10 protein-coding genes are annotated in these 9,971 nt (G+C 66.3%); 9 read left to right on the top strand and 1 reads right to left on the bottom strand.

Annotated features, from left to right (window positions below; genetic code table 11):
• The 6 genes from bioD to B2X67_RS02455 all read left to right on the top strand — a co-directional run.
• Positions 1-427, top strand: a 427-nt coding sequence (gene bioD, locus B2X67_RS02480; RefSeq protein WP_286784507.1) for an ATP-dependent dethiobiotin synthetase BioD, incomplete at its 5' end; no start/stop codon positions are given.
• A 90-nt stretch (positions 428-517) separates the two neighbouring features.
• Positions 518-787 (top strand): hypothetical protein, encoded by a 270-nt coding sequence (locus B2X67_RS02475; RefSeq protein ID WP_286784506.1) that lies wholly within the window; start codon positions 518-520, stop codon positions 785-787.
• A 315-nt stretch (positions 788-1,102) separates the two neighbouring features.
• Positions 1,103-2,908 carry a phenylacyl-CoA dehydrogenase gene (locus B2X67_RS02470; RefSeq protein WP_286784505.1) on the top strand — a complete coding sequence of 602 codons (1,806 nt, stop codon included), beginning with the start codon at positions 1,103-1,105 and terminating at the stop codon, positions 2,906-2,908.
• Positions 2,909-3,084: 176 nt separating this feature from the next.
• Positions 3,085-4,380: a GGDEF domain-containing protein gene (locus B2X67_RS02465; RefSeq protein ID WP_286784504.1), complete on the top strand. Its 1,296-nt coding sequence runs from the start codon at positions 3,085-3,087 to the stop codon at positions 4,378-4,380.
• Between the two features lie 133 nt (positions 4,381-4,513).
• Complete coding sequence (locus B2X67_RS02460; protein WP_286784503.1) at positions 4,514-6,292, top strand: acyl-CoA dehydrogenase C-terminal domain-containing protein; 1,779 nt, start codon at positions 4,514-4,516, stop codon at positions 6,290-6,292.
• A 373-nt stretch (positions 6,293-6,665) separates the two neighbouring features.
• Entirely contained in the window at positions 6,666-7,559 is an 894-nt protein-coding gene (locus B2X67_RS02455) for a DMT family transporter (RefSeq protein ID WP_286784502.1), read from the top strand.
• A 2-nt stretch (positions 7,560-7,561) separates the two neighbouring features.
• Here B2X67_RS02455 and B2X67_RS02450 read toward each other — a convergent pair whose 3' ends face one another.
• The gene (locus B2X67_RS02450) at positions 7,562-8,461 is read right to left on the bottom strand and encodes a LysR family transcriptional regulator (RefSeq protein ID WP_286784501.1); all 900 of its coding nucleotides are present in this window, start codon (positions 8,459-8,461) and stop codon (positions 7,562-7,564) included.
• A gap of 101 nt (positions 8,462-8,562) precedes the next feature.
• On the opposite strand from B2X67_RS02450, the gene B2X67_RS02445 reads away from it, so the two are divergent.
• From B2X67_RS02445 to B2X67_RS02435, 3 genes are all read left to right on the top strand, one after another.
• A complete protein-coding gene (locus B2X67_RS02445) occupies positions 8,563-9,261 on the top strand; it encodes an MOSC domain-containing protein (protein ID WP_286784500.1) in 699 nt (232 codons plus the stop codon).
• Positions 9,258-9,497 carry a hypothetical protein gene (locus tag B2X67_RS02440; RefSeq protein ID WP_286784499.1) on the top strand — a complete coding sequence of 80 codons (240 nt, stop codon included), beginning with the start codon at positions 9,258-9,260 and terminating at the stop codon, positions 9,495-9,497. The genes B2X67_RS02445 and B2X67_RS02440 overlap by 4 nt, the downstream gene beginning before the upstream one ends.
• The coding region (locus tag B2X67_RS02435) for an aminotransferase class III-fold pyridoxal phosphate-dependent enzyme (RefSeq protein ID WP_414703999.1) at positions 9,490-9,971 on the top strand (482 nt) is incomplete at its 3' end. The genes B2X67_RS02440 and B2X67_RS02435, both read left to right, overlap by 8 nt.

Here is a 9,971-nt window from a genome sequence, read left to right as displayed (position 1 = left end):
CGCCCGCGAGGCCGGCGTGCGGCTGGACGTGCCGGCGCTGGTCGATGCGGTGCGGCCGATCCTCGCCCGCCAGGCCGACTTCACCCTGGTCGAAGGCGCCGGCGGATGGCGCGTTCCCCTGGCCGGCACGGCCAGCCTGTCCGACCTCCCCATCGTTCTCGGCCTGCCGGTGATTCTCGTGGTGGGCGTGCGGCTGGGCTGCATCAACCACGCACTGCTCAGCGCCGAAGCCATCCAGCGCGACGGCCTGCGATTGGCCGGCTGGGTCGCCAATCTGGTCGACGCGCAGACCTCGCGGCTGGAGGAAAACCTCGCCACGCTGACCGAGCGCCTGCCGGCACCCTGCCTCGGCCGCGTGCCGCGCCTGGATCGCGCCGATGCCGCAAGCGTCGCCTTGCATCTGGACCTGGCAGCGCTCGGGTTCTAAGCACGGCGGTTTACATAGCCCATTGCCAGTACGCCCGGCGCAGCGACTCTGTTTCAATAACCACTCAAACCTTTTCCCCGAGCCTTCGCCATGCAAATCTCAGGAAGTGCCTTCAGCAGCGGTTTCAGCGGCATCCAGGCCGGCCAGCAGCGCGTCGACCGCGCCGCCGGCGAGATCGCCAGCCAGTCGGCTGCGCGCGGCAACGGCGTCGAGGAAACTTCGTCGCAGGTGCGCGAGAACGACGACCTGGCGCGCAGCCTGGTCGACCTGAAGGCCGGCAAGCAGGACGTGCAGGTCAACGCAAAAGTCGTCAAAACCGCCGACGACGCACTTGGCACCCTGATCGACATCCGCGCCTGATCCCTCGCCAGCGTCCGCTGGCAGCAGACCTTCCCGGTTTCACTTCGAGCTTCCTCGCTCGGGCGCACACCTGCGCGTTTGCCGGGCAACACCTAGACTAAAGTCACTGTTCAAAGCGCCGAATGGCGTGGCCGCTTCTTTGGCCCAGGGTTGACAAGGCCAAAGCGCGAACGTATGTTTCAAACGCCTGTTTGATGCTTGGCGGCCCTGTCGGCCGCCAGCGATTTGATGCGATGCCAAGACCGGCGCACCGGTCGCCCCAGAGAGCCCGTGAGTGGCTCTTACATTACGAACCCACCGCAGAGGTTTACCGTTATGCCTGACTACAAGGCCCCCTTGCGCGATATCCGTTTCGTACGCGACGAACTGCTCGGCTACGAAACGCATTACCAGAGCCTGCCCGGCTGCGAAGACGCCACTCCGGACATGGTCAACGCCATCCTCGAAGAAGGCGCGAAGTTCTGCGAGCAAGTCATCTCTCCGCTGAACCGCGTCGGTGACCAGGAAGGTTGCACCTGGAGCCCGGAAGGCGTGAAGACGCCAACCGGCTTCAAGGAAGCCTACAAGCAGTTCGTCGAAGGCGGCTGGCCGAGCCTGGCGCATGACGTCGAGCACGGCGGCCAGGGCCTGCCGGAATCCCTCGGCCTGGCGGTCAGCGAGATGGTCGGCTCGGCCAACTGGTCGTGGGGCATGTACCCCGGCCTGTCGCATGGCGCGATGAACACCATCTCCGCCCACGGCACCGCCGAACAGCAGCAGACCTACCTGACCAAGCTGGTCTCCGGCGAATGGACCGGCACCATGTGCCTGACCGAGCCGCACTGCGGCACCGACCTGGGCATGCTGCGCACCAAGGCCGAACCGCAGGCCGACGGCTCCTACAAGGTGTCCGGCACGAAGATCTTCATCTCCGCCGGCGAACACGACATGGCCGACAACATCGTCCATATCGTGCTGGCGCGCCTGCCCGATGCACCGGCCGGCACCAAAGGCATCTCGCTGTTCATCGTGCCGAAGTTCTTGCCCAACGCCGAAGGCGGTGTCGGCGAGCGCAACGGCGTTTCCTGCGGCTCGCTGGAACACAAGATGGGCATCCACGGCAACGCCACCTGCGTGATGAACTTCGACGGTGCCACCGGTTTCCTGATCGGCCCGGCGAACAAGGGCCTGAACTGCATGTTCACCTTCATGAACACCGCTCGCCTGGGCACCGCGCTGCAAGGCCTGGCGCATGCGGAAGTCGGTTTCCAGGGCGGTATCAATTACGCCCGCGAACGTCTGCAGATGCGTTCGCTGACCGGTCCGAAAGCGCCCGACAAGGCTGCCGACCCGATCATCGTGCACCCGGACGTGCGCCGCATGCTGCTGACCATGAAGGCCTTCGCCGAGGGCAACCGGGCGATGGTGTACTTCACCGCCAAGCAGGTCGACATCACCCAGCACAGCCAGGACGAAGAAGCGCGCAAGGCGGCCGACGGCCTGCTGGCGTTCCTGACGCCGATCGCCAAGGCCTTCATGACCGAGGTCGGTTTCGAGTCCGCTTCCCACGGCATGCAGATCTATGGCGGCCACGGCTTCATCGCCGAGTGGGGCATGGAGCAGAACCTGCGCGACTGCCGCATCTCGATGATGTACGAAGGCACCACCGGCATTCAGGCCCTCGACCTGCTGGGCCGCAAGGTGCTGATGACCCAGGGTGAAGCGCTGAAAGGCTTCACCAAGATCGTCCACAAGTTCTGCCAGGCCAACGAAGGCAATGACGCGGTGAAGGAATTCGTCGCACCGCTGGCCAAGCTGAACAAGGAATGGGGCGAGCTGACCATGAAGGTCGGCATGGCCGCGATGAAGAACCGCGAAGAAGTCGGTGCCGCTTCGGTGGACTACCTGATGTATTCGGGTTACGTCTGCCTGGCCTACTTCTGGGCCGACATGGCCCGTCTGGCAGCCGAGAAGCTAGCGGCCGGCACCGGCGACGAAGCCTTCTACAAGGCCAAGCTGCAGACCGCGCGCTTCTACTACGCACGCATCCTGCCGCGCACCCGCACCCATGTGGAAACCATGCTGTCCGGCGCCGACAACCTGATGGACATGGCCGAAGAGGACTTCGCCCTGGGCTACTAAGCCGAGGGACGGTCCTCACGATGCCGCTCACCGCGAGGTGAGCGGCATTTTTGTTGCTGCCGACCGACGCCTCGTCGGTCGACGAAAGGCCGTGGCATCGCGATCTCCCGCCGCCGGGGCGAAAATGCCACTATAGGTGCCCCTGATCGATCCAACGCCATCGACCGGTATCCCGCGTGCGGAATCTCGCCTCCTTTCGTCCGAGTCATTTCTTCGTGCCGCTGCTACTGGTCGGCGGCGGTGCGGTGGCCGGCTCCCTGGCGCAGATGACCGAGTTCTTCACCTCGCTGTTCAACGTGCTGCCCACCCTGCTGCTGTTGCTCGGCGGCGCGTTTTGCCTGGTCTACGGGCGTGTCCGTCAGCTGTTCCTGCTGCTGGTGGTGTACCTGCTGTATTTCTTCCTCGACAACGAGGTCGACCATTTCCGCCTCACCGGCGCCGCCAGCGCCGACGCCGCGCTGGTGTTCCACCTCGGCAGCCTGCTGTTGCCGCTGCTCTACGGGCTGTATGGCGGGTGGCAGGAGCGTGCCCACCTGCTGCAGGACCTGATTGCCCGCACCGCCGTGCTGCTGGCCACGCTGGGCGTCGTCGTGGCCGTCGCCCGCCGCTTTCCCGAGGGCCTGCTGAGCGTGACCACCCAGATCTACTGGCCGTTGCTGCACGGCCAGTGGATGAGCCTGGTGCAGCTCGCCTACATTGCGTTCGCCGGCTCCCTGCTGCTGCTCGCCATCCAGTACCTGCGCCAGCCGCGCCCCTCGCACGCCGCGCAACTGATCGGTCTGGCCGGGCTGCTGTGGATGCTGCCCAAGGTGTTCATCCTGCCGCACGCGCTGGGGGTGATGAGCAGCCTGGTGATGCTCGCGCAGACCGCCGCGCTGGCCCACGAGGCGTACCAGATGGCCTATCGCGACGAACTCACCGGGCTGCCCGGCCGACGTGCGCTGAACGAGCGCCTGCAGCGCCTGCCCCGCAGCTACGTGATCGCCATGGGCGATGTCGATCACTTCAAGAAATTCAACGACACCCACGGCCACGACGTCGGCGATCAGGTGCTGCGCATGGTTGCCGCGCAGCTGCGCAAGGTGGGCGGCGGTGGCAAGGCCTACCGCTACGGCGGCGAGGAATTCACCCTGCTGTTCACCGGCAAGGACGCCGACGATTGCCTGCCGCACCTGGAAGCGGTGCGCCAGGCCATCGAGTCCTACAGCCTGCAACTGCGCGACCGGCAGCAGCGCCCGGCCGACAATCTGCAAGGCCGCAACCTGCGCAGCAACACCCAGGTCGAGGCCGTGTCGGTGACGATGAGCCTCGGCGTAGCCGCGCGCAGCGACGAGCTGCGCAGCGCCGACGCGGTGCTGAAAGCCGCCGACCAGGCGCTCTACAGCGCCAAGAGCGCCGGGCGCAACCGGGTCTTCGTGCAGGGCCAGAACCGCCGCGGCGCGGTGCGCCTGAAGCCGCAGCGCGGCGCCTGAAAGCGGCGTGATCAGCGGATCGAAAGCTGTCCGACCGGTCACAACATGAACCTACGTCTCTGAAAAGGTCTTCGGTTAGACTCGTGGAATCAAGCACCGGCCACCGAGGCCGGCCGATCTCGAGGTATGCACCATGGCTGACTACAAAGCGCCCCTGCGCGATATGCGTTTCGTCCTCAACGAAGTCTTCGACGTGGCCCGTCTGTGGGCCGAGATGCCGGCGCTGGCCGAGGTCGTCGACGCCGACACCGCCGAAGCCATCCTCGAGGAAGCCGGCAAGGTCAACGCACGCAGCATCGCGCCTCTGAATCGCAGCGGCGACGAGGAAGGCTGCCAGTGGAAGGACGGCGTGGTCAGCACCCCGGCCGGCTTCGTCGAGGCCTACCGCACCTATGCCGAAGGCGGTTGGGTCGGCGTCGGCGGCAACCCGGCGTACGGCGGCATGGGCATGCCCAAGGTGATCGGCGCGCAGGTCGAGGAGATGGTCAACTCCGCCAACCTGTCGTTCGGCCTGTACCCGATGCTCACCGCCGGCGCCTGCCTGGCGATCAACGCCCACGCCAGCGACGAGCTGAAGGACGCCTACCTGCCGAACATGTACGCCGGCGTCTGGGCCGGTTCCATGTGCCTGACCGAGCCGCACGCCGGCACCGACCTGGGCATCATCCGCACCAAGGCCGAACCGCAGGCCGACGGCAGCTACAAGGTCTCGGGCACCAAGATCTTCATCACCGGCGGCGAACACGACCTCACCGAAAACATCATCCACCTGGTGCTGGCCAAGCTGCCCGACGCACCGGCCGGGCCGAAGGGCATCTCGCTGTTCCTGGTGCCGAAGTTCATGGTCGGCGCCGACGGTTCGCTGGGCGAGCGCAATGCGGTCAGCTGCGGCTCGATCGAACACAAGATGGGCATCAAGGCCTCGGCCACCTGCGTGATGAACTTCGACGGCGCCACCGGCTGGCTGGTCGGCGACGTCAACAAGGGCCTCGCGGCGATGTTCACCATGATGAACTACGAGCGCCTGGGCGTCGGCATCCAGGGTCTCGCGTCGGGCGAACGCTCCTACCAGAGCGCCGTCGAGTACGCCCGCGAGCGCATCCAGAGCCGCGCGCCGACCGGTCCGCAGGACAAGACCAAGGCCGCCGACCCGATCATCGTGCACCCGGACGTGCGCCGCATGCTGCTGACCATGAAGGCCAGCAATGAGGGTGGCCGCGCCTTCTCCACCTACGTCGCGATGCAACTGGACACCGCCAAGTTCAGCGAGGACCCGGCCCAGCGCAAGCGCGCCGAGGACCTGGTCGCCCTGCTCACTCCGGTAGCCAAGGCGTTCCTCACCGACCTCGGCCTGGAAACCACGGTACATGGCCAGCAGGTGTTCGGCGGCCATGGCTTCATTCGCGAATGGGGTCAGGAGCAACTGGTGCGCGACGTGCGCATCACGCAGATCTACGAAGGCACCAACGGCATCCAGGCGCTGGACCTGGTCGGGCGCAAGATCGTCGGCAGCGGTGGCGCGTTCTACAAGCATTTCTCGGATGAGATCAAGGCGTTCACCGCGTCCGCCGGCAGCGAACTCGCCGAATTCACCGCACCGCTGGACGCGGCGGTGAAGAACCTCGACGAGCTCAGCGGCTGGCTGCTCGACCGTTCGCAAAGCAATCCCAACGAAATCGGCGCCGCGTCGGTGGAATACCTGCACGTGTTCGGCTACACCGCCTACGCCTACATGTGGGCGCTGATGGCGCGCGCCGCGCTGGGCAGGGAAACCGAGGACGCGTTCTACGCCAGCAAGCTCGGCACCGCGCGCTTCTATTTCGCCCGCCTGCTGCCGCGTATCCATTCGCTTACGACGTCGGTCAAGGCCGGTAGCGAATCGCTGTACCTGCTGGACGCCGCGCAGTTCTGACCGCTCGCGATGCTCCGAAAAGCCCCGCCAGCGCGGGGCTTTTCTATGGGCTAAAGAAAGAGGCGGACGCTAATGGCGAATGGCCGCACCTGTAAGCCAAAGCTTACAAAACGTGATGGCTTTCCGCCTCTATCCAGCCACAGGACGCCTGCGTATTCTCCTGCTCCAAGGACGTCGCGCAGGAAGCGCCAAGGTCGAACACGGATACGTCGGAACCCGCTAAGGATTGGCGGCGGATCAAGGAAGTCGAAATCAATCAACCCCGCTTCGGCGGGGTTTTTTATTGCCCGGAAAAAACCGCAAAAGCCGAAATCGGATTGCCAGACGACGCGTGGATGGCAACACTCGGCGCCCACTCCCGCGGAATCGTCCCATGCGCGCTGCCGATTACCTTCGCCTGATCAGTCTCGCCGCCATCTGGGGGGCCAGCTTCCTCTTCGTGCGGATGCTGGTGCCGCAGATCGGTACCCTGCCCACGGCCTTCGCGCGCGTATCGATGGCCTGCCTGGGCCTGGCACTGATCGTCCTCGTGCTGCGCATCCGATGGGATTTCCGTGGCCTGCTCGGCCGAGTACTGCTGCTCGGGGTGATCAGCGCCGGGATTCCCTTCGCCATGTACGCGGTCGCCGCGCAGCACCTGCCGGCCGGTTACCTGGCGATCTTCAACGCCACCACGCCCTTGATGGGCGTCCTCATCGGTGCGCTGTTCTTCGGCGAATCGCTCACCCCTAGCAAGGGCGCCGGCGTGCTGCTCGGCCTGGCCGGTGTTGCCGTGCTCAGTCGCACCGGGCCGGTGGCCTTCGACCTGAACCTGGCCTGGGGCGCTGCGGCCTGCCTGGTGGCGACCACCTGCTACGGGCTATCCGGCTTCCTCACGCGGCGCTGGGTGAGCGAGCGCGGCGGATTGGATAGCCGTCTGCTGGCCCTGGCCAGCCAGGTCGGTGCCACCCTCAGCCTGTTGCCGCTGATGCTCTGGGCGTTGCCCGGCCAATCGCAGGCGCACTGGAGCGATCCACTCACCTGGGCGGCGCTGGTGGGGCTGGGCGTGGTCTGCACGGCGTTCGCCTTCATCCTGTATTTCCGCCTGATCGCCGACATCGGCCCGGTCAAGTCGATGACCGTGACCTTCCTGATTCCACTGTTCGGCGTGTTCTGGGGCGTGCTGCTGCTCGACGAAAAGCTGTCCTGGGCCTACCTGTATGGCGGCGTGCTGATCGCCCTGGCCCTGTGGCTGGTGCTACGCCCGCCGCGCGACGAGGCGAAGTAACCTCAGCTCAGCCCGTCGCGCGGCGGGTTGATCCCTTCCAGCAGCGAGCGCAGCAGTTCCAGCGTCGCCTGCTGGCGCTGCGCGTCGCGGAATACCAGGCCGACCTGTAGCAGCACGCGCGGCTCGCTGAGCGGCTTCCACAACAGGCGGTCGGTGGCGTTGACCTGGCGCGCGCGGCCGGGCAGCACGGTGGCCAGGTTGGATTGCGCCAGGCTGTCGAGAATCCCGCCCATCTGGTTCAGCTCCGCCTGCACGCGCGGGCGTCGGCCGAGCGCCGCCAGTTGCTCCTGCCAGATCTGCCGCACGCGGAACTCCTCCCCCAGCAGCAACATGGGCAACTCTGCGGCCTGGGTCAGGGAGACCTTCTTGAATTCCTTCAGCGGGTGCTCGGCCGGAATCACCAGCTGCAGCTCGTCCTCGTACAGCGGCAGCGAATGCAGCCCCGGCTGGCGAGGCGGCAGGAAGCCGATGCCGACATCCAGGGTGCCGGTAAGCAGGCGCCGCTCGATGTCGATACCGGACAACTCGTAGATCTGCACCACCAATTGCGGCTGCGCCTCGCGCAGACGCTCCAGCAGCATGGGCACCAGGCTGGCGTTGACCGTCTGCAGCACGCCGATGGCGAGGCTGCGCGGCGCCTGGCCGCGGAAACTGCGCAACGCCTCGCGCGCGCGCTCCATGCCGTCGAGAAGCGCGACCGCATGGTTGTATAGGGTGTGGGCGGCAAGGGTCGGCAGCAGGCGCTTGCCGCTGCGCTGGAACAGGCTGACGTCCAGACCCTGCTCAAGCCCGCGGATCTGCTGGGACAGCGCCGGCTGCGAAAGGCTCAGACGCTCGGCGGCGCGACCGACATGGCCTTCCTCGTAGAGGGCGACGAAGTAACGAAGTTGACGAAAATCCATAAGCAGAGCTTATCAATGAATCTGAAAAATCGAAATATCCGCATCCCCCTGCCGCTCTTAATCTAGCCCCACAGAGCGAGGGCTCGGTGCGGAGAACGGCGATGAAAGCCATCAAGGTCAACGGTTTATTCATAGGCAAAGCAAAAGAGATCGGCGTCGGGCTGATCAGCGCGACCGACAAGCAGCCGATCAACCATCGGCTCTGGCTATGGCCGCAAGGCCTGGGCAGCGACGAACAGGGTGACATCCGCTTCCATGGCGGCCCCGAGCGCGTCCTGCACCACTATCCCGCCGAGCACTATGCCCACTGGAAACGCGTGCTGCCGCAGATCGACTGGAAGGCGCCGGACTTCGGCGAAAACCTCTCCACCTACGGCCTGCTGGAAAACCGCGTGTGCATCGGCGACGTGTTCCGCTGGGGCGACGCGCTACTGCAGGTCAGCCAGCCGCGCTCCCCGTGCTACCGCCTGAGCCACCGCAGCGGGATCGCCGAAATGCCGCAATGGGCGCAGGAGAGCGGCCGCTTCGGCTGGTACTACCGCGTGCTCAAGGCCGGTTTCGTCAGCCCGGAAAACAGCCTGCAACTGGTTCAGCGCAACTACCCGGGGCTGACCGTCGCCCAGGCGATCCGCAGCTTCTACCAGGCACCGCTGGAGCGCGCCGGCCTGCAGCAGCTGGTCTCCTGCTACGACCTCAGCGTGCGCTGGCGCGACACCGCCGCGCGGCGCCTGGCCACCGGCCGCATCGAAGACTGGAGCGCCCGCCTGTATGGCCAGGCGCCGGAGGGGTTGCGCGCATGAGCGACTATCGGATCACCCTGCTCGACGGCGATATGCAGTTGGCCGAGCTGACCGTTCGCAGCGCGCAGTACCGCCAGGTACGTCGCCTGCTGGCGGAGCGTTTTCCGCCGGAACAGGGCTTCGTGCTGATCGTCGAGGGGGGCCGCGAACTGCGCCGCGTGCTCGGCCTGAACCATCACGGTCGCCGGCAGATCCGTGTCGAGTACCTGCACCAGGGCGGGAGCGAACATGCGTGACATACAGGCCCGCCTGCGCCTGATGCATACGATCGAGCGTCCGGAGCAGGTTTTCGTCCGCGGCCAGGGTTCCTGGCTGTGGGACAGCGGCGGCCGCGCCTACCTGGACTTCCACCAGGGCGGCGCCGCCAACAGCCTCGGCCACAGCCCCAACGTGCTGGTCGAAGCGCTGCAGCGTCAGGCCGAGAACCTGCTCAACCCCGGCCCGAGCTTCTACAGCCGCAGCCTGCTCAAGCTCGCCGCGCGGCTGTGCCAGGCCACCGGCAGCGAACAGGCGTACTTCCTCAACAGCGGCGCCGAGGCCAACGAGGCCGCGGTGCAACTGGCGCGCAAATGGGGCCGCCTGCATCGCGGCGGCGCGCGCAAGGTGATCAGCGCCAGCCAGAGCGGCCACGGCCTGACCTTCGGCGCGCTGTCCGAACAGGGCGAGGCGCGCAACGGCTTCGGCTCGGTGCCGTTCAACGACCTCGCCGC

It is taken from the genome of Pseudomonas sp. UBA3153 (genome assembly GCF_002364635.1).
In the GTDB taxonomy this organism is placed as follows: domain Bacteria; phylum Pseudomonadota; class Gammaproteobacteria; order Pseudomonadales; family Pseudomonadaceae; genus Pseudomonas_O; species Pseudomonas_O kuykendallii.
The sequence above is the reverse complement of the archived record's forward strand: the minus strand, read 5'-3'. Positions and strand labels throughout refer to the sequence as shown.

Bases quoted from the DNA above. Each gene is read 5' to 3' on its own strand.
- B2X67_RS02475 (WP_286784506.1), top strand. From the start codon at position 518: ATGCAAATCTCAGGAAGTGCCTTCAGCAGCGGTTTCAGCGGCATCCAG.
- B2X67_RS02470 (WP_286784505.1), top strand. From the start codon at position 1,103: ATGCCTGACTACAAGGCCCCCTTGCGCGATATCCGTTTCGTACGCGAC.
- B2X67_RS02460 (WP_286784503.1), top strand. From the start codon at position 4,514: ATGGCTGACTACAAAGCGCCCCTGCGCGATATGCGTTTCGTCCTCAAC.
- B2X67_RS02455 (WP_286784502.1), top strand. From the start codon at position 6,666: ATGCGCGCTGCCGATTACCTTCGCCTGATCAGTCTCGCCGCCATCTGG.
- B2X67_RS02450 (WP_286784501.1), bottom strand. From the start codon at position 8,461: ATGGATTTTCGTCAACTTCGTTACTTCGTCGCCCTCTACGAGGAAGGC.
- B2X67_RS02445 (WP_286784500.1), top strand. From the start codon at position 8,563: ATGAAAGCCATCAAGGTCAACGGTTTATTCATAGGCAAAGCAAAAGAG.
- B2X67_RS02440 (WP_286784499.1), top strand. From the start codon at position 9,258: ATGAGCGACTATCGGATCACCCTGCTCGACGGCGATATGCAGTTGGCC.